The sequence below is a fragment of the Mycobacterium sp. OAE908 genome, assembly GCF_017872775.1.
In the GTDB taxonomy this organism is placed as follows: Bacteria; Actinomycetota; Actinomycetes; order Mycobacteriales; family Mycobacteriaceae; genus Mycobacterium.
Genome location: NZ_JAGGJL010000001.1, coordinates 3,940,665 through 3,958,929 on the forward strand (window position 1 = coordinate 3,940,665; position 18,265 = coordinate 3,958,929).

Genomic DNA, 18,265 nt, shown 5'->3' on the forward strand with positions numbered 1-18,265 from the left:
GGGGAGCGACAGTGTCGCTTCGAGGTGGGCAAAACGACGTCCTGCCCAGGGCTCTGCCTACCGTGCGGCCGCGGCCTTGCTCCGCGTGCGGGGCCCGGTCGTCTTCGCGGCCTTGGCCGGCCGCTTGCCGCCCCCCTCGATGAGACGGCTGGCATGGTCGAGGATGCACTCGAGGCCGAACTCGAAGTTCTGGTCGTCGGCCGCGCCGATGTGATGTCCCTTCGCCGTCACCTGCGCCAGCAGGGGTGTGGTTTCGGGATCGATCGTCATCGTCTCTTCGATGTCGCTCGGGCCCTCGTCGGCCGCCCGGTTCTTCTCCCGCAGCCGCTGCAGCACCACGGACCCGCGCACATGCACCGACACCGCGGAGTACGTGTCGAACGCGTCCTCGGGCGATAGCCCCGCCTCGACCAGGCTGGCGATCGCCTTCTCCACCTCTTGTACGCCGAGCTTGGCCGCCCGCGGGGAAAGGGCCGACCGAATGAGGATCAGGTCACACAGAATCGGGTTGCCCATGAAGGCTTTTCGCATCACGCGCGCGTGGTTGCGCAACGTCTCGCGCCAGTCCTTGGCCTCGACGTAGGGGGTCGCGAACACGTACTGCCGCAAGGCGCGATCGGTCATCGCGTTGAGCAGATCGTCCTTTTTGCGGAAGTACCAGTAGATACTCGTGACACCGACGCCGAGGTGCTTGCCGAGCAACGGCATGCTCAGGTTGTCGATCCCAACTTCTTCGGCGAGCTCGAAGGCACCCTTGATGATGTCGTCGGGATTGATGGACCCGCGCTCGCGTCGCTGACGCTTCTCAGCGGTTGCCTGCTTGGCCACGAAGGGCACCTCCATCAAGTGTTGGTGGACTCGAATTTACCGGCAGCCACACCTCTGAACTGCGTCTTTGCATGCGTGTCGCGAATCGGCCGTTGCCGTCAACCTTACCGGTAGCCATCTGTGCGACGGCGTCTTCACATTCTCATTCTTCTACTGTAAGACCTATAGTAAGCGTTTCTAGCAAAACGTGCGAAAGGTGAAGGGGCCAAGAGTGTCGGACGAAATTCTCACCGAGCGCCGCGGGCGGGTGCTTGTCATCACCATCAATCGGCCGGACGCGCGCAACGCGGTGAACCTCGCGGTGAGCCAAGGGCTGGCCGACGCCGTCGACGAACTCGACGAGAGCAAGGACCTTTCCGTCGCGTTGATCACCGGTGCCGGCGGCAACTTCTGCGCGGGCATGGATCTGAAGGCCTTCGCCGCCGGGGAGGTCGTCGCCATCCCCGGCCGTGGCATCGGCTTCACCGAACGGCCGCCGCGCAAGCCGCTGATCTCCGCCGTCGAGGGTTACGCACTGGCAGGCGGTACCGAGGTCGTGCTGGCCACCGACCTGGTGGTCGCGTCGCGCAGCGCGAAATTCGGCATCCCCGAGGTCAAGCGTGGCCTGGTGGCCGCAGGCGGTGGACTGCTGCGGCTGCAAAAACGCATCCCCTACCAAAAGGCGCTCGAACTCGCGCTGACCGGTGAGAGCTTCACCGCCGAACAGGGTGAGGCATGGGGTTTCGTCAACGTGCTCACCGAACCGGGAAAGGCGCTGGACGGGGCGATCGAACTCGCCGAGCGCATTACGGCCAACGGGCCGCTGGCAATTGCCACCACCAAGGAGATCATGACCAAGTCCGCGGACTGGAGTGAAGAGGAGATGTGGAAGAAGCAACTCGAACACATCATTCCGATCTTCACGTCCAACGACGCGAAGGAGGGCGCGATCGCGTTCGCCGAAAAGCGCGCTCCCAACTGGACCGGCTCCTAGGAGTAGCACCGTGGATCTCGGGCTCAGGGACGCGACGGCCGTCGTCGTCGGCGGCGGTCGCGGGATGGGCTTCGCGGCGGCACGCTGCCTTGCCGAGGACGGCGCGCGGGTGGCCGTTGTCGGCCGGACGAAGGATGTCATCGAGCGAGCGGCGAAAGAACTGACCGAGCGCGGAAGTCCGGACGCGGTGGGACTGGTCGCCGACACCACTGACGCGGATCAAGTACAGGGTGTCTTCGACGAGCTGAGCGTGCGCTGGGACGGCGAGCTCAATGCGCTGATCAATGCGGTCGGCCCCGGGTCGATAGGCTCATTCGAAGATCTCAGCGACGAGCAATGGCGGGCGGCGTTCGACGACGGCGTGCTGGGGATGGTGCGCTGCGTGCGATCCGCGCTGCCGCTGCTGCGAAAAGCGCAGTGGGCCAGGATCGTCAACTTCTCCGCACACTCAACCCAACGGCAGACCGTCATCCTGCCCGCGTACACGGCCGCCAAGGCGGCACTGACGAGCGCCTCGAAGAACTTGTCGCTGCTGCTGGCGAAGGACGAGATCATGGTCAACGTCGTCTCCCCGGGCAGCATCGCGTCAGAAGCCTTGCGCGGCTGGGCCGAGTCGGTTGGCGTCGACGGCGCCGATCCCTATGCGCTGATGGCCGCCATCGACGAGCACTTCGGGCATCCGGCGCACCTGCCGCGCGCCGGCCAGCCCGAGGAGATCGGGCCCGTCGTCGCGTTTCTCGCCTCGAAGCGCAACTCGTACATGACCGGCGCCAACATCAACGTCGACGGCGGTAGCGACTTCACCTAGGGAGTGAATTATGGCGACTGCCAAGGATGCTCGCGTATGGGCACACGCCGCGCTGCGCGGAATCGGCAACAGCCTCTACACACCGTTCAGCGGTACCGACGGCGACGACATCGACTGGGACGCCTACCGGGCGCTGGTGCGCTACTGCGTCGGCGAGCTTCGCCACCCGATGTTGTGGTGCACCAGCGGCATCGCCGAATTCTGGTCGCTTACCCTCGGCGAGCGAAAGCGCTTGCTGGAGGTCGCGATTGACGAGGGACGCGCGGCCGATCCAGATGTCGTCGTGCAGGCCTGCACGGCAGCCATGTCGGCCAAGGACTGTTTGGAGCTGACGCTGCACGCCCAGCAAGCCGGAGCGGACATCGTCTACATCCAGACGCCGATGATGGAGGCGCACGGAGGCGAAGGTGTGCTGAACTTCTTCCGCTACGTCGCCGAGCGCACCGACATCGCCCTGGGCATGTTCAATTCGCCGTCATCGGGGTACGTGTTGTCTCCCGCTGAAAGCGCACGGATTTACGACGAGATTCCAGCCGTCTGCGCCACCAAGGAAGGAGCCTTCCGGCCTGCCGCCAGCCGGATGCTGCACGAATTCGCACCCGATCTGGTCATCTGGGAATGCGATACGACCGTCTATCGCGCCGGCTGGCTGCGCGCAGGCATCGTCGGTCCAGCTCAGCTGGGCACGGCCGGCTATTTGTACGAAACCCCGCGACAGCCAATCCTTTCCGAGTACTGGCAGCTGGTGTGGAACGACAGGTTGGTGGAGGCGATGGACTTCGCAGAGAAGTCCGGGCTCGACCAGTTCGGGGTCGATATGCGCTCATGGTTCACCTGCTATCCCGGGCGGCCCGACTACTTCACGCACTGGGGCGGCGCCTTCAAGTACGCCGCGTCTGTGCTTGGCCTGCCCATCGGTGACTATCCGCACTCGAGGCCGCCGCAGGCGGTGTTGCCCGAAGAGGGCAGAGCGCAGATCCGTACGGCGTATCAGCGCTTCGGATTGATTGCCGAATAGAGGTGGCGGCGTCTCGGCGCTTTCACGGCTCTGTCGGGTGGTTGATCTGCTCGACGAGGATGTCGGCGTGGCCGGCGTGACGTGCGAAGTCCTCGATCCCGAGCAGGTAGATGAACCGCAGGCTCACGGTGCCGGCGCGGGGATGTTGCACAGTGTGATCGAGGTCGTACTGCGCGGCAATGCTTCGGGATCTGCCACTGGCGCGTTGGAACTCTGCGATCACGTCGCTGAGCGTCTCGTCGTCGGACACCGCGAAACTGCCCTCGCCCCGCCGTGCGTAACCGTCGCACTCGGCTTCGGGCAGTCCAAACAGGTAGTGCTGGAACCAAATCCGTTCAGCGGCGGCGGCGTGTTTGATCAAGCCTATCGGCGTGGTCGCCGAAGCAACGAGACGACGGCGCGCCTCTGCCTCCGAGAGTCCCCGCACGGTCTCGATCAGTGCAGCCCGGTTGTAGTCCAGCATGTTTTCCAGCAGCGCCCGCTCGGGCCCAACGGTGATCCGGGCAGGAGGGTTCATCGATTGTCTCCTTCTAGCGAGTTGTGTTGCGGCCGAAAATGATTGGCCAGATGATGTCGATTCCTGCAGAGCTGCTGCCGGCGCCCGATGCCGCATCTCGTCGCGGCAGAATGAAGGGAAACGACCGTCAGGCGAAAGCCCGACATTCGACTGCGCCCCAGAACAGGAGCGGCAGCGCGAGCTTAACAAAGCGAAGGCCTTCTGGAGGTGGTCTCGACGCAGGCCCGTCCCGCTTCGAGGGCGCGCAACCCGGTGCGGAAGGCGCTACCGATAGGTGTACAGTATGGGGATACACCGAGCTCGAAGCCGCTACTGAGGAGGTTCGCCGGGTGAGTGCGGCCAGCGACACCGATCCGGTCCTGTACGAGGTTCGCGATACCGGTGTCGCGGTGTTGACCCTGAATCGGCCTGAGCGGATGAATGGCTGGGGCGGAGGCCTCGCCTCCGCGTTCTACGAACGCCTCGACGAAGCGGAGGCCGACCCCGGCGTGCGGGCCATTGTGGTGACCGGCAGCGGCCGCGCCTTCTGCGCTGGCGCCGATATGGGCAACCTGAACACGATCGGCAACGCCACCATCGACAGCGCAGGCGACACCGATGTCACCAAGCTGGTCGGCTCGCACCATCCGCACCACGTGATGACCATGCGCAAGCCCGTCATCGCCGCGATCAACGGCGCGTGTGCCGGCATGGGGCTGACCATGGCGCTCGTGTGCGATGTCCGCTTCGCCGCCGAGGGCGCCAAGTTCACGACGTCGTTCGCCCGGCGCGGCCTGATCGCCGAGTACGGCATCTCGTGGATCCTTCCGCGCGTCGTCGGCTGGGGCGTGGCCATGGATCTGCTGCTGAGCGGTCGCGTCTTGCTCGCCGACGAGGCGGCGGAACTCGGACTGGTCAACGACGTCGTCGCCCCCGACCAGCTGCTGCCGCGGGCCATCGGCTACGCCGAGGACATCGCGGCCAACTGTGCGCCCAGTTCTCTAGCCGTAATCAAGCAACAGGTGTACGCAGACACCATGCGCGATGTTTTCGAGGCGAGCGCGGTGGCCGAGAAGCTGATGCACGAGTCGATGCTTCGACCCGACTTCATCGAGGGCATCACGAGCTTCTTCGAGAAGCGCCCACCCAACTTCCCGCCGCTCAAGGAGGAGACATGACACTGGACTACCGGGCCATCGATGTCGACAACCACTACTACGAGACGGTGGATTCCTGTACGCGGCACCTGCCCAAGGAGTTCAAGCGCCGCGGCGTGCAGATGGTTCAGGACGGCAAGCGCACCTTGGCGGTGATGGCCGAGAAGGTCAATCACTTCATCCCGAATCCGACCTTCGATCCGATCATCGAACCGGGTTGCCTCGACCTGTTGTTTCGCGGCGAGATCCCCGAAGGCGTCGATCCCGCGTCGCTGATGAAGGTCGACCGGTTGGCCGATCATCCCGAATACCAGAACCGCGATGCCCGGGTGAAGATTCTGGACAAGCAGAACCTCGAAACCGTGTTCATGCTTCCGACATTCGCGTGCGGCGTCGAAGAAGCTCTCAAGCACGACATCGAGGCGACGATGGCCACGGTGCACGCGTTCAACCTCTGGCTCGACGAGGACTGGGGTTTCGACCGTCCGGATCGCCGGATCATCGCCGCACCGATCATCTCGCTGGCAGATCCGGAAAAGGCCGTTGCGGAAGTCGAGTTCGTGATCGGCCGTGGCGCCAAGATGGTGCTGGTGCGGCCGGCACCTGTGCCCGGCGTGGTCAAGCCGCGGTCGTTGGGTGATCCACTGCACGACCCGGTCTGGGCACGGCTGGCGGAAGCAGGGATTCCGGTGGGATTCCATCTTTCCGACAGCGGCTATCTGGCAATCGCGGCGCTGTGGGGCGGAAAGTCAACCTTCGAGGGATTCGGCAAGAAGGACCCGCTCGACCAGGTACTGCTCGACGACCGCGCCATCCACGACACGATGGCCTCGATGATCGTGCACCAGGTGTTCACTCGGCACCCGACGCTGAAGGTGGCCAGCATCGAGAACGGGTCCTACTTCGTCTACCGCTTGATCAAGCGGCTGAAGAAGGCGGCGAACACCGCGCCCTACCACTTCAAGGAGGACCCGGTCGAGCAGCTGCGCAACAACGTCTGGATCGCACCGTATTACGAGGACGACGTGAAGCTGCTCGCTGAAACCATCGGCGTCGACAAGATCCTGTTCGGCTCGGACTGGCCACACGGCGAGGGGTTGGCGGATCCGATGTCGTTCACCGCCGACATCCCGCAGTTCCCCGAGTTCAGCGCCGAGGACACCCGGAAAGTCATGCGGGACAACGCATTGGACCTACTCGGCGCCAAGGTTTCGGCATAGCCCTCCGATGAGCGAGTGGACCATCGGCGCGGTTCTGGACGCCATAGCGGAGACGGTTCCCGACCGCCTGATGACGGTCTGCGGCGCGCGGCGCAGCACGTTCGGCGAATCGGCGGACCGGACCCGCAGGCTGGCAAACTTTTTGGCAGATAACGGGTTCGGCGCCCACCGTGAGCGCGCCGAGCTCGAGAACTGGGAATGCGGACAGGATCGCGTCGCACTGATCATGCACAACGACCTCTATCCCGACATGGTGATCGGTTGCCTGAAGGCGCGCACCGTTCCGGCGAACGTCAACTACAACTACACGCCGCGCGAGGTCGCCGAGCTGTTGGAGTACCTGCGACCGCGGGCGGTCATCTACCACCGGTCGTTGGGGCCGAAGTTCGCCGAAGTGTTGTCGCCCGCCTCGGCCGACCTCCTGATTTCGGTGGACGACGGTAGCGACGTTGCGGAGCTGTCCGGCGCCATCACGCTGGAAGACGCCCTGGCGCAAGGGGATACCGACCATCCGATCACCCCGTGTCCCGATGATCTGCTCATGGTGTGCACCGGCGGCACCACCGGGCGGCCCAAGGGGGTGATGTGGCGGCAGAGCGACAGCTACGTCGTGTCCATGAACGGCGCCGATCACGAGTCCGCCGGCGACATACACGACAAGGTGCGCCACGGCGGACAGCCATGGTTCGCCGTGTCCCCGTTGATGCATGCGGCCGGCATGTGGACGGCGTTCGCCGCCCTTCTCAACGGCCTGCCTGTCGTCCTGTACGACAAGGCGAAATTCGATCCTCCAGCCGTGCTCGCGACCGCTGAGCGCGAAAAGGTGGGAATGATGACGATGGTCGGTGACGCGTATGCCGGGCCGTTGGTGGACGAGTTGCGGCGCGGTTCCTACGACCTGTCATCGATGTTCGCGATCGGCACCGGGGGAGCGGCGACGAACCCGAAATACCAGCGGGCGCTGCTGGAATTGCTCCCGCAGATCACCCTGATCAATGGCTACGGCTCGTCGGAGACCGGCAACGTCGGGTTCGGGCGCAGTCAGCGCGGCGACGAGAAGGACACGTTCGAATTGCGCGAGGGTGCACTGGTGGTGTCGGAAGACTACAGCCGATTCCTGCAGCCCGGCGAAGACGAGATCGGTTATGTGGCACGCGCAGGCAGGATTCCGCTCGGCTACTTCGACGATGCCGCCGCCACGCAGAAAACTTTCCCGGTCGTCGAGGGCCAGCGTGTGGTGATCTCCGGGGACCGGGGCTCGCTTGCCGCCGACGGCACCATGCGGCTGTTCGGTCGCGACTCGCTGGTGATCAATACCGGCGGGGAGAAGGTGTTCGTCGAGGAGGTCGAAGAGGTGTTGCGCGCGCACCCGTCCGTCGCCGACGCACTGGTGGTCGGGCGGGCGAGTGAACGGTGGGGTCAGGAGGTTGTCGCTCTGGTGGCGCTACGTGACGAGCTGGATCGCGCAGCGTTGCAGGAACTCTGCGCGTCGCGGCTGGCCCGGTTCAAGTCGCCCAAGGAGTTCATCTTCGTCGAGCAGGTCCGTCGGCTTGGCAACGGAAAAGCGGACTATCGCTGGGCGAAGGGCATTGCGACACAGAAGGCTTCGGTATGACAACCCAAGTGATAGACGGACTGGTCAACGTGCACTTCGGCGAGACCGAGAAGCAACCCACCTGGATGCTCAAGGTGCGCGACGACTACTTCAAGGGACCGGAGTCGATGTTCGCGCCGGTCGACCTGGCCGAGTTGCTGGACGAGATGGACGAGCAGGGCGTCGCGAAAGCGATTCTGATGGACAGTGTCGCCAAGCCGTCGGTGACCGCGCGTAAGTTCGTCGAGGCGAAGCCGGACCGGTTCGCGCTGGCGATGGGCGGGGTCAATCTGCTGCGGCCGATACCGGCACTGAGGGAGCTCGCCGCCGTCGCCTCGGATCTGCCAGTGGCGTATACCGTTGTGGGGCCGAGCTTCTGGGGCGACGGCCAATATCCACCCAGCGACGCCGTGTACTACCCGCTCTACACCAAGTGCGCGGAGCTCGAACTGCCGCTGTGCATCAACACCGGCATCCCGGGGCCGCCGATACCGGGTGAAGTCCAGAACCCGATTCATCTCGATCGGGTGTGCGTACGGTTCCCCGAACTCAAGCTGTGCATGATCCACGGGGCCGACCCGTGGTGGGACGTCGCCATCCGGTTGATGATCAAGTACCAGAACCTGCGGCTGATGACGTCGGCGTGGTCACCAAAGCGGCTGCCCGACAGCCTCTTGCATTACATGCGGACTCGAGGATCCAACAAGGTGATGTACGCCTCGGACTGGCCGGTGCTCAAAATGCGCCGTGTCGTGCCCGAGGCGCTCGCGCTGGAATTGCCTGCCGACGTACTCGACAACTACCTCTTCAACAACGCGAACGAATTCTTCTTCGGCGCCAAACAGGAGAACTGATGGATCGTTACGAACTGCGCAGAATCGACTACAGCCTCACCGAGGACCATCAAGCCCTGCAGGCTGCGTACAAGGACTTTTTCAAGACCCACTGTTCGATCGAAACGGTGCGGGCCGCAGAGGAGTCCGGGTTCGACAAGAGCCTGTGGGAACGCCTGTGCGCCATGGGGGCGACGACGATGGCGTTGCCGGAATCCGTCGGCGGAGACGGGGCGACGCTCGTCGACCTGACCCTGGTGGCAGAAGAAGTCGGGCGCTCGCTGGCGCCTGTGCCGTGGATCGATCATGTCTGTGCGGCCCGGCTGCTCGCACGTCTGGGGGCGCTGGAGCCCGACGTCGTCAACGGCAAGCAGTTGGCTTCGTTCGACCCGCAGCACGACAATGTGACCGGTGTACGGCTGATCCCGACGGGTTCGATCGCCGACCAGATCGTCGTGCGCGACGGCCAAGACATCGTGCGGCTGAAGTTCGGCACCCGTCCCGCCAAGGTGGACAACATCGGCCGGCTGCCCATGGCGTGGGTCGACCCAGCTGCCGCCGACAGCCGTACAGTGCTGGCCAGTGGTGCCGAGGCGCTGGCGGAATACCAACGCGCGCTGGACGAATGGCGGGTGCTCACCGCTGCGGCGCTGGTGGGTCTGGTCGAGGAGACGCTCACGATCGCCGCGGAATTCGCGAAGAACAGATACACGCTCGGCGTGCCGATCTCGACGCTGCAGGGCATCTCGCATCCGCTGGCCAACATTGCGATCACCGTGCAGGGCGGCCGCAATCTCGCCCGTCGCGCAGCGTGGTTCCTGGACAACGAGCCCGACGAGCGACCGGAGCTCGCGCCGTCGGCATTCGTGTTCATGGCCGAGGAAGCCTCCAAGGCCGCGACGATGTGTGTGCACGTGCAAGGCGGCCTTGGGGTTTCAGCTGAGGCGGCGGCATCGGCCTATCTTCTTCGCGCGCGTGGCTGGGCCTTGGCAGGGGGCGATCCCGGAGCGAGTGCGAAGTACATCGCGGAGCTCGTCGCGGCCCGCGAAAGCGGTTCAGGAAAGGGCGAATAAGTGGATTTCTCACGGGTTGAGCTGGCCGAGGACGATCAGGCGTTCGTCCAGGAGGCGCGTGACTTCCTGCGCACACATGTGACCGACGACGTCATCCGCCGCGACCGTGAGACCGGCGACAACTTCGACGAAGACGTGCACCTCGCGCTGGGAGCCGCCGGGTATCTGGCGAAAGAATGGAAGTCCGAAGCCGAGGGCGGCTTCGACCGTGTTCGCCGGCGGATCTGGGAACTGGAGAAGCGCCGGGCACACGTGCCGTGGGTAACCTCCGGCACCACTGCGATGATCGCGCGGTCGGTGGAGAAGTTCGGCTCACCCGAGCTGAAGGCCGAGGTGATGCCAGGCGTGTTCAGCGGACACATTCGGTTGTGCCTTGGTTACACCGAGCCCGAAGGCGGCTCCGACGTCGCGACCTGCAAGACCCGCGCGGTGCGGGATGGGTCGAGCTGGCTCATCAATGGTTCGAAGATGTTCACCACCGGCGCGCACAACTGCCAGTATGTCTTCTTGATCACCAACACCGATCCCGAAGCCCCAAAACACAAGAGCCTCACCATGTTCCTGGTTCCGCTGGATTCACCAGGCATCGAGATCCAGGGCATCCGCACCGTCGACGGCGACCGCACCAACATCGTCTATTACAGCGATGTCCGCGTCGACGACAAGTACCGCCTGGGTGAGGTGAACAACGGCTGGACCGTGGTGCGAGAACCGCTGAACGTCGAGCACGGCGCCGTCGATGTCGCCCCGGACGGGCTGCAGGACGTGTCGATCATGATGCATCAGGCCGGGTTCATGGCCGACGCCGTCGACAAGGCCGCGGCGAAGGTAGCCCAGCCGGACCCCAACGGGCGCAGGCTAATTGACGACGGCGCGGTGGCATATCGGCTCGGCCGCAGTGTCGCCAGGATGGAGGCCGCGCTGAGCGCCACGACAATCTTCGGACGAGTGGCGTTGGCACAGACGATGCGCGATATCTCGCCGGACCTGATGGACCTCCTCGGCACGGCAGCGTCGCTGCCGGTCGGCACGGACGGCGCGGCCGACGACGGCGCCGCGGAATACGTCTACCGGTTTGCCCCATTGGTCGGCATCTACGGCGGCACGCTCGAGGTGTTCCGCAACATGATCGCCCAGTACGTGCTCGGGCTTGGCAAGCCGGCGTACGCGCCCCCAGCGCAGAAGAAGGCCTCCTAGCGCTCGACGCAAGAAGGTCACCGCGGCCGCCGGACTGGCTACCATGTCGTCCATGGGTGACACCTGGCTGTCCGAAACCCGCTCCTCATACGACACCGACGCCACCGGATACGCCGAGAAGGTACGTGGGTTGCTTGGCGAGAAGCCTTATCTGCGGCTGAGTTTGGCGATGTTCGCTGAGTTGGTGCGCGACGTCGGAGGTGGACCAGTCGCCGATGTCGGCTGTGGGCCGGGGTACGTCACTCGCTACCTCCATGATGCCGGAGTGGATGCTTTCGGCATTGACCTGTCACCCGAGATGATCGCGATCGCGCGGCGGGACTATCCCGACCTACGCTTCGAGGTCGGGACGATGACCGACCTCGCCTTGGCGGACAACTCCGTTGCGGGCGTACTCGCGTTCTGGTCGGTGATCCACGTGCCCGACGACGCCGTGCCCGGTGTTTTCGAGCAGTTCTGCCGAGTGTTGCGGCCAGGGTGTCCGCTGCTGGTCGGATTTCATGTCGGCGACGAAACACAACACACGTCAGAGGGTTACACGGGTCGCTCGATCAATGTCGACAGTTACCACCGGCCGCCGAGCAGGGTCGCGGGATGGCTTCGTGACGCGGGCTTCACGATCGAGGCCGAACTGGTTCTGAGGCCAGACGACGACGTCCCAGGAGCCGTCATCTTTGCGCGCAGCCCCAGCTGACCATGCCTAGTGGCGGGATGAATTGGGTCATAGCGACACGACGGTCGCCGCTGCGGTGCCTGGTGCACCGTAAAGCTGCGCGAAGCCGACCTTCGGCTCGCCGGGCACCTGGCGATCGCCCGCCTCGCCGCGCAGCTGGCGCACCAGCTCATGGATCTGACGCAGACCCGACGCGCCGATCGGCTCACCATTGGCGATCAGCCCGCCGTCGGTGTTGACCGGCATGGCGCCGTGGATTTCGGTTGCCCCGTCGGCCAGCAGCTTCTCCTGCTCGCCGTCGGCGCAGAAGCCACATTCGGCCATGTGGATGATCTCGGCCCCTGCGTCGGTGTCCTGCAACTGGATCACGTCAACGTCCTCCGGTGCGACACCGGCCTTTTCGAACGCCGCCCTGGCGGCATACACCGTCGGCGCCACGTCTTCGGTGACAGGAGCGAACGTCGTATTGACCTCATAGGCGCCGTAGCGTCGGGTGCGCACCTCGACGGCCCTCAGATACACCGGCTTGGAGGTGTAGCGGTGCGCGACGTCGGCGCGGCACATGACGACTGCGGCGGCGCCTTCATCGGGCGCGCAGAACATGTACTGCGTCAGCGGGTAGTTCAGCATCGTCGAGCTGAGGATCTCGTCCTCGCTGATGGGCTTGCGCCGGAACGCATTCGGGTTCAGCGCCCCGTTGCGGAAGTTCTTCGCCGCGACCTTGGCGAGGGTCTCCTGTGAGATGCCGTGGTCGTGCAGGTAGCGGTTCGCCTTCATGCCGAAGAACTGGGTGGTCAAGTATTGGCCGTTCTCGGCGTACCAGCTCGGCATGCCGACGAGTGCGGGATCCTCGGTGAAGGCGCCGCGAGGGTGCTTGTCGAGGCCGATCGCGATGCCGATGTCGTAGTCGCCCAACCGGATTCCGTCGGCGCATGCCTTCGCGGCGCTGGCCGCGGTAGCGCATGCGTTGAAGACGTTCGTGAACGGGATGCCGGTCAGGCCAACCATTCCGACGATCGCGTCGGGGTTGGCCACCGTCCAGCTGCCGCCGGTGGCGAACTGCACATCACTCCACTGCACACCAGCGTCGGCAACCGCTGCGAAGATCGCGTCGACACCCATCTCCATTGCGGATTTGCCTTCGAAGCGCCCGAACGGGTGCAGGCCAACTCCGATGATGGCTACGTCGTTCATTGGGCGGATCCTCTCTAGACGGGTTTGAACGCGAACGTGACGATCTCGTCGCCGTCGTCATCGGTGGTCAAGGGGATCATGGTGAGCTCGACTGGCATGCCGAACTCGAGCTTGGCCGGGTCGTTCTCGGTCAGCCGACCCTCGACGCGGATGACGTCACCGAGTTCGACAAGCCCGACCCCGAACGGAACGAAGTCCTCGCCCGTCGGGCCTCGATAGGGCGGCCCTGGCGGAAAGCCCTGTGTCGTCCAGGCGACCAGAGTGCCGCGGCGGGGGAGCAGCACCCGCGACATCTCACCGACACTGCAATTGGGGCAGTGCGGCTGGACCGGGAACGCGGTGGCGCCACAGTCACCGCAGGTGCTTCCGATGAGCTGGGGGTTATCGTCAGGCCAGGTCGAAATATCCGGCGCCAGCGCCTTCTGCATGCGACGATCCTCCGTTCAGCCCGGTCAAGTGGAAGCAACTGTAAATATTACAGTATCCCTGCTGAGTGGGTCTCAGCGAGGATCGATGAGGTTGCGCAGACGTTCCGCCGCAAAGGTGGACGCACCCGCGGCCTGAACACGTTCGGCCAGAGCGCGATCCGAGGTTGCGACGCAGATGTTTTCGGGATGGGCGTCGGCGTGCACCAGCCGGACGATTTCATCATCCGCCGAATTCGCGGCGGGCTGCGGCGCATACGCCACGGTGATCACCGCCGATTCGATCGGTGGCGACGGAGGCCGCTCGAACACCACGGTGACGTCGGCGCCTTCGATCACTGCCCATTGCTCGAGCCGCTCGACCAATGCCGTCATCGCGCGGTTGCGGTCACGCCACCAGCCGTCGGGGCGAGACCCGATCACGTTCATGCCGTCGACGATCCACCGCACCCAGCCACGCTATATCCAACTACCGCGAGCGTGCGTGTCTGTACGCCAACACGCCGGGTGCTGTGCACATTTCGCGCACGGTGATGGCGCCACGAAGGTGCGCAGAATGTACACGATTTGCGGCGTGTCGACGTGCAGACGCGCACGCTCGGCGAAAAGAGGGAAGTCAGGCGATGGCGCCGGAGTCCTTGAGTTCCTCGATCCGATCCCATTCCATGCCGAGTTCCATCAGCACGAGCTCGGTGTGCTCGGACGCCTGCGGGGCACGCGTGGTCACGAGCGGTTCGTGGTTGAACTGGACCGGTCCGCGAACGACCTTGAACGGCTTGCCGCCGTCGCTCGCCTCGACCTCGACGATCATGTCGTTGGCGATCGCCTGTTCGTCGGACGTCAGATCGATGAAACTCTGGAACGGCGCCCACTGCCCCTTCATCGTTTTGAGGTGCTGGCGCCAGTAGTCGAAGGGCTTGCTGCGAATCCGTTCCCTGATGAGTTCGGCTGCGGCTGCGGCGTTTTCGATCAGCGGCATGACATCGGAAAACCGCGGATCATCGGCCAGTTCCGGCAGCCCGAGATGTTCGAACGCGTCGCGAATGTAGCCCGTCGGGCTGACGATGCACAGGTTGATGGTGCCACCGTCGGAGGTCAAATAGTTCGCCATGAACGGGTTCACACTCGGACCTGTTGCGTCCGGCATGACCGAACGCATCGTCTCTCCGGTTTCCATGCCCTGCGTGACGCTCGCCCCGCCGGCCCACCAGGCTGTGCTGAGCAGCGAGACGTCCAGTTCGACCGCCTCGCCGGTGCGCTCGCGGTGGAACAGGGCCGCAGAGATTCCGCCTGCGATGTTCATCCCGCCGATCGAGTCCCCGAACGCCGGAATGCCTTGCGACAGCGCGCCACCCAACTCCTCAGGCGTCAGCGCATGACCCACGCCGCTACGTGTCCAGAACGCGGTGCCGTCGAAGCCACCGGTGTCGCGCTCGGGCCCTTTGTCGCCGTAGGCGCTACCGCGCGCATAGATGATGTTCGGGTTGACCGCGCGAATGTGCTCGATGTCGAACTTGTTCTTCTGCCGCTGTGCGGGCATGTAGTTCGTCAGGAACACATCGGCGGTCTTGGCGATCTCGTACAGCACGTCCTGACCGCCCGGCGTCGACACATCGATGCCGACGCTGCGCTTACCGCGATTGGGATGCTCCATCAAGGGGTGCCGGTTCGGGTCGAGTTGGAAGCCGCCCATGTTGATGAAACCGCGCTGGGTGTCGCCACGCACGGGATGTTCCACCTTGATGACGTCGGCGCCCCAGTCGGCGAGGATCGCCCCGGCCGCAGGAACGAACGTGAACTGTGCGACTTCGAGGACGCGGACGCCCTCCATCACCTTGATCAAGTGAGCCTCTCTAGCTGTTGAAATATCTTACTGTAATGTTTACAGTTGATCGTCCCGCAGAGTCCGATTGTACGAGGTAGCAGGGTGAGCTCCACCGAGAATCGTGAAGAACGGACCCAGACCAGCGTCGAGCTCGGCGGGCGGGTGGCCGAACGCGCGGAAGCCCGAATGCTGATCGACGGCGAACTCACGCTCGCGGCAACCGGTGAAGTGTTCGACAATTTCAGCCCGGCCACCGGACTGCTGCTCGGCCAAACCGCCGCCGCCCAACCGGCCGACATGGACCGCGCCATCGCGGCCGCGCGCCGCGCCTTCGACGAATCGGACTGGCCGACCAACCGCGTGCTGCGCAAGCGCTGCCTGCATCAGCTTCAGGAGGCTATCGAGGCGGACAAGGAAGATCTGCGCGAGGAACTGATCGCCGAGGTCGGTTGTCCCGCGATGATCACCCAGTCCGCACAACTGGATTGGCCACTCGCTGAGGCACTGCGCTATCCCGGCCGGCTTATCGACGAGTTCGAGTGGGAGCGCACGCTGGAGGGTGGCGGCCTGTTCGGTGAGCGCAATGTGCGAACCGTCGTCAAGGAGCCGGTCGGCGTCGTTGCGGCGATCACGCCGTCGAACTTCCCGATCGAGGTCATCCTCAACAAGCTCGGCCCAGCGCTGGCCGCGGGCAATACCGTTGTGCTCAAACCGGATCCGCACACTCCGTGGAACGCGACCCGACTCGGTCGGCTGATCGCAGACCACACCGACATTCCTGCTGGCGTGGTCAACGTCGTGCCGACGCCGTCCAACGACGTGGCCGGACTGTTGGGCACCGATCCGCGCGTCGACATGATCTCGTTCACCGGTTCGACGGCCGTCGGCAAGGTGCTCATGCGCCAGGGCGCCGAGACCATGAAGCGGATGTTCCTCGAACTCGGCGGAAAGTCGGTGTCGATTGTGCTCGACGACGCGAACCCCGCCGCGGTCCTCGGCGCCGCTATCGGGGTGTGCGTCCACGCGGGGCAGGCGTGCGCGGCGACCACGCGCATGCTCGTCCACCGCTCGCTGTACGACGAAGCGGTCGCCACGATCACCACTGCCTACTCGGCGGTGCCCGTCGGCGATCCGATGCAGCCTGAAACCCTTGTCGGACCGCTGATCAGCGCGGCGCAGAAGGATCGCGTGCTGATCGCCATCGACCAGGCACGTCGCGACGGTGCCGAAATAGCTGTCGGCGGCGGTGAAGTCGACGACCTGCCTGGGCATCTGAAAGGCGGCCACTATGTGGCGCCGACCGTGATCGTCGGCGTCGACAACAGTGCGGCGATCGCCCGGGAAGAGGTCTTCGGCCCGGTGCTGATCGTGATGCCGTTCGATGACGACGACGAGGCGGTGCGTATCGCCAACGACAGCGCGTACGGCCTTGCGGGCGCGGTCATGTCGCGATCGATGGAACGCGGCATGAACATCGCGCGTCGCATCCGCACCGGCTCGTTCGGCGTCAACGGCGGCATGTTCTACGGCGCCGACGCGCCGTTCGGCGGCTACAAGAACAGCGGTGTGGGCCGACAATGCGGCATCGAAGGCTTTCAGCAGTATCTGGAAACCAAGACCATCGGCTGCCGAGTGCCACGAAAGAGCTAAGCCTCGTGGAGTCTGACAACAAGCTCACTTTCGGCGATCAGGCCACCGCATCGAACGTCACCGGAATCGCGGTAGGCGACCGGAACGGCTGGCCGAAGATGTGCGGGTCGTCGTCGGTGACCAACTCGATGTTGGTCAGCCGGGCCAGCAGGGTTTCGACCGCTACCCGCGTCTCCATCCGCGCCAGGTGCAGTCCCATGCAGGTGTGCTCACCGGCGGCAAAGGAGAGGTGCGGGACGCGCCTGCGGAAGATATCGAACTCTTCTGAACGCTCCCAACGCTTTTCGTCTCGATTGGCTGAGCCGATACAGACGTCGACGACCGCGCCCGCGGGCAGTTCGACGCCTTCGATCTCAGTCGCCTCGCTCGCGTAGCGCTGCACCGTGGTCAACGGTGTCTCGAAGCGCAGGCCTTCCTCGATCGCAGGCGCGATCAGTTCGTGGTCTTCCTGCACGGCCCGGAACTGCTCAGGGTGACTGAGCAACAGATACAAGAGGTTTCCCGAGGACCGATAGGTGGTCTCCAGTCCAGCGGGCAGCAACAGCCGAAGGAACGAGTAGATGGCCTCGTCGGAGAGCTTCTCGCCGTCGATCTCCGCGGTCACCAGATCGCCGATGATGTCCTCAGTCGGCTTGGATCTGCGCTGCTCGATCTGTTGCAGGAAGTAGTCTTTCAGCTCCGCCGACGCCTCGAAGGCCCGCTTGTAGCGGACGGTGTAGCTGATCAATTCGACGGCGCGTTTGCGGAACCATGCGAGGTCCTCTTCAGGCAGGCCGAGCAGCTTCGAGATGACTCGCGTCGGAAACTCGAACGTGAAGTCCTTGACCAGGTCGGCCTCCCCGGTCTCGATGAACTCGTCGATCAGTTTATTGACGACGGGCCGAACGATCTCCGGCTCCCAGCGCGCCAACGAGCGCGACTTGAAGGCCGCCGACACGAGATTGCGGTGTTCCCAATGCTTTTTGCCCTCCATCGCAAGGATGGTCGGGCCGATGAACAGCCCGATGGTGCTGTCGTAGATGTGCGAGTTGAACACCTTGCCATCCCGGAAGACGCGGTTGACGGCGTCGAACGACACTGCTGCATATAGGTGTTCGGGCTTCATCGATTCGGGTGTCTTGGACCAATCCATGACGCTGCCCTCGAACACCCCGGCCTGGCTCCGCTTCTGTGCGAACAGCGGATAGGGGTCACGATGGAGGTCAAACGTCTCGTCGGCCGTGACTGGGCTTTCCACCGCTGATCTCCAGCATCGTCGATCGGACACGCATCCTGCTCTAGGTACTGTAAAGCTTACAGTA

The 18,265-nt window shown here is 64.4% G+C and carries 18 protein-coding genes; 11 read left to right on the forward strand and 7 right to left on the reverse strand.

Annotation, left to right across the window (positions count from 1 at the left end):
- Positions 1-57 precede the first annotated feature (57 nt).
- On the reverse strand, positions 58-828 hold the full coding sequence (locus J3E61_RS19420; protein ID WP_210084630.1) for a TetR/AcrR family transcriptional regulator C-terminal domain-containing protein: 771 nt from the start codon (positions 826-828) through the stop codon (positions 58-60).
- 211 nt (positions 829-1,039) lie between these two features.
- Here J3E61_RS19420 and J3E61_RS19425 point away from each other — a divergent pair, with 211 nt between their 5' ends.
- The 3 genes from J3E61_RS19425 to J3E61_RS19435 are packed head-to-tail and all read left to right on the forward strand — an operon-like array spanning position 1,040 to position 3,627.
- Positions 1,040-1,801 carry a crotonase/enoyl-CoA hydratase family protein gene (locus J3E61_RS19425; protein ID WP_210084631.1) on the forward strand — a complete coding sequence of 254 codons (762 nt, stop codon included), beginning with the start codon at positions 1,040-1,042 and terminating at the stop codon, positions 1,799-1,801.
- A gap of 10 nt (positions 1,802-1,811) precedes the next feature.
- On the forward strand, positions 1,812-2,609 hold the full coding sequence (locus tag J3E61_RS19430) for an SDR family oxidoreductase (RefSeq protein WP_210084632.1): 798 nt from the start codon (positions 1,812-1,814) through the stop codon (positions 2,607-2,609).
- A gap of 10 nt (positions 2,610-2,619) precedes the next feature.
- Positions 2,620-3,627: a dihydrodipicolinate synthase family protein gene (locus tag J3E61_RS19435; RefSeq protein ID WP_192721404.1), complete on the forward strand. Its 1,008-nt coding sequence runs from the start codon at positions 2,620-2,622 to the stop codon at positions 3,625-3,627.
- A gap of 22 nt (positions 3,628-3,649) precedes the next feature.
- Here the strand turns inward: J3E61_RS19435 and J3E61_RS19440 are convergent, their stop codons facing one another.
- The gene (locus tag J3E61_RS19440) at positions 3,650-4,090 is read right to left on the reverse strand and encodes a DinB family protein (protein WP_210085624.1); all 441 of its coding nucleotides are present in this window, start codon (positions 4,088-4,090) and stop codon (positions 3,650-3,652) included.
- Between the two features lie 383 nt (positions 4,091-4,473).
- On the opposite strand from J3E61_RS19440, the gene J3E61_RS19445 reads away from it, so the two are divergent.
- From J3E61_RS19445 to J3E61_RS19475, 7 genes are read left to right on the forward strand one after another with little or no spacing between them, the layout of a single operon-like run.
- Positions 4,474-5,301, forward strand: coding sequence for an enoyl-CoA hydratase (locus J3E61_RS19445; protein ID WP_210084633.1), 828 nt, complete (start codon positions 4,474-4,476; stop codon positions 5,299-5,301).
- On the forward strand, positions 5,298-6,500 hold the full coding sequence (locus J3E61_RS19450; RefSeq protein ID WP_210084634.1) for an amidohydrolase: 1,203 nt from the start codon (positions 5,298-5,300) through the stop codon (positions 6,498-6,500). Before J3E61_RS19445 ends, J3E61_RS19450 begins: the two co-directional genes overlap by 4 nt.
- Before the next feature lie 7 nt (positions 6,501-6,507).
- On the forward strand, positions 6,508-8,115 hold the full coding sequence (locus tag J3E61_RS19455; protein WP_210084635.1) for an acyl-CoA synthetase: 1,608 nt from the start codon (positions 6,508-6,510) through the stop codon (positions 8,113-8,115).
- Entirely contained in the window at positions 8,112-8,948 is an 837-nt protein-coding gene (locus J3E61_RS19460; RefSeq protein ID WP_210084636.1) for an amidohydrolase family protein, read from the forward strand. The genes J3E61_RS19455 and J3E61_RS19460 overlap by 4 nt, the downstream gene beginning before the upstream one ends.
- Positions 8,948-10,000 carry an acyl-CoA dehydrogenase family protein gene (locus J3E61_RS19465; protein ID WP_210084637.1) on the forward strand — a complete coding sequence of 351 codons (1,053 nt, stop codon included), beginning with the start codon at positions 8,948-8,950 and terminating at the stop codon, positions 9,998-10,000. Before J3E61_RS19460 ends, J3E61_RS19465 begins: the two co-directional genes overlap by 1 nt.
- Complete coding sequence (locus tag J3E61_RS19470) at positions 10,001-11,197, forward strand: acyl-CoA dehydrogenase family protein (RefSeq protein WP_210084638.1); 1,197 nt, start codon at positions 10,001-10,003, stop codon at positions 11,195-11,197. It begins immediately after the preceding gene.
- A gap of 43 nt (positions 11,198-11,240) precedes the next feature.
- A complete protein-coding gene (locus J3E61_RS19475) occupies positions 11,241-11,891 on the forward strand; it encodes a methyltransferase domain-containing protein (RefSeq protein ID WP_192721396.1) in 651 nt (216 codons plus the stop codon).
- A 27-nt stretch (positions 11,892-11,918) separates the two neighbouring features.
- Here J3E61_RS19475 and J3E61_RS19480 read toward each other — a convergent pair whose 3' ends face one another.
- The 4 genes from J3E61_RS19480 to J3E61_RS19495 form a co-directional block, all read right to left on the reverse strand.
- Positions 11,919-13,064: a thiolase family protein gene (locus tag J3E61_RS19480; protein WP_192721395.1), complete on the reverse strand. Its 1,146-nt coding sequence runs from the start codon at positions 13,062-13,064 to the stop codon at positions 11,919-11,921.
- A 14-nt stretch (positions 13,065-13,078) separates the two neighbouring features.
- The gene (locus J3E61_RS19485; protein WP_210084639.1) at positions 13,079-13,492 is read right to left on the reverse strand and encodes an OB-fold domain-containing protein; all 414 of its coding nucleotides are present in this window, start codon (positions 13,490-13,492) and stop codon (positions 13,079-13,081) included.
- Positions 13,493-13,564: 72 nt separating this feature from the next.
- Positions 13,565-13,939 (reverse strand): NYN domain-containing protein, encoded by a 375-nt coding sequence (locus J3E61_RS19490; RefSeq protein ID WP_210084640.1) that lies wholly within the window; start codon positions 13,937-13,939, stop codon positions 13,565-13,567.
- A 166-nt stretch (positions 13,940-14,105) separates the two neighbouring features.
- Entirely contained in the window at positions 14,106-15,320 is a 1,215-nt protein-coding gene (locus J3E61_RS19495; protein WP_210085625.1) for a CoA transferase, read from the reverse strand.
- A gap of 96 nt (positions 15,321-15,416) precedes the next feature.
- On the opposite strand from J3E61_RS19495, the gene J3E61_RS19500 reads away from it, so the two are divergent.
- On the forward strand, positions 15,417-16,964 hold the full coding sequence (locus J3E61_RS19500; RefSeq protein WP_210084641.1) for an aldehyde dehydrogenase family protein: 1,548 nt from the start codon (positions 15,417-15,419) through the stop codon (positions 16,962-16,964).
- A gap of 37 nt (positions 16,965-17,001) precedes the next feature.
- On the opposite strand, the gene J3E61_RS19505 is transcribed toward J3E61_RS19500, so the two are convergent.
- Positions 17,002-18,201 carry a cytochrome P450 gene (locus J3E61_RS19505; protein WP_210084642.1) on the reverse strand — a complete coding sequence of 400 codons (1,200 nt, stop codon included), beginning with the start codon at positions 18,199-18,201 and terminating at the stop codon, positions 17,002-17,004.
- Positions 18,202-18,265 lie beyond the last annotated feature (64 nt).

Bases quoted from the DNA above. Each gene is read 5' to 3' on its own strand.
- J3E61_RS19435 (WP_192721404.1), top strand. From the start codon at position 2,620: ATGGCGACTGCCAAGGATGCTCGCGTATGGGCACACGCCGCGCTGCGC.
- J3E61_RS19440 (WP_210085624.1), bottom strand. From the start codon at position 4,090: ATGCTGGACTACAACCGGGCTGCACTGATCGAGACCGTGCGGGGACTC.
- J3E61_RS19450 (WP_210084634.1), top strand. From the start codon at position 5,298: ATGACACTGGACTACCGGGCCATCGATGTCGACAACCACTACTACGAG.
- J3E61_RS19455 (WP_210084635.1), top strand. From the start codon at position 6,508: ATGAGCGAGTGGACCATCGGCGCGGTTCTGGACGCCATAGCGGAGACG.
- J3E61_RS19460 (WP_210084636.1), top strand. From the start codon at position 8,112: ATGACAACCCAAGTGATAGACGGACTGGTCAACGTGCACTTCGGCGAG.
- J3E61_RS19465 (WP_210084637.1), top strand. From the start codon at position 8,948: ATGGATCGTTACGAACTGCGCAGAATCGACTACAGCCTCACCGAGGAC.
- J3E61_RS19475 (WP_192721396.1), top strand. From the start codon at position 11,241: ATGTCGTCCATGGGTGACACCTGGCTGTCCGAAACCCGCTCCTCATAC.
- J3E61_RS19480 (WP_192721395.1), bottom strand. From the start codon at position 13,064: ATGAACGACGTAGCCATCATCGGAGTTGGCCTGCACCCGTTCGGGCGC.
- J3E61_RS19485 (WP_210084639.1), bottom strand. From the start codon at position 13,492: ATGCAGAAGGCGCTGGCGCCGGATATTTCGACCTGGCCTGACGATAAC.
- J3E61_RS19495 (WP_210085625.1), bottom strand. From the start codon at position 15,320: ATGGAGGGCGTCCGCGTCCTCGAAGTCGCACAGTTCACGTTCGTTCCT.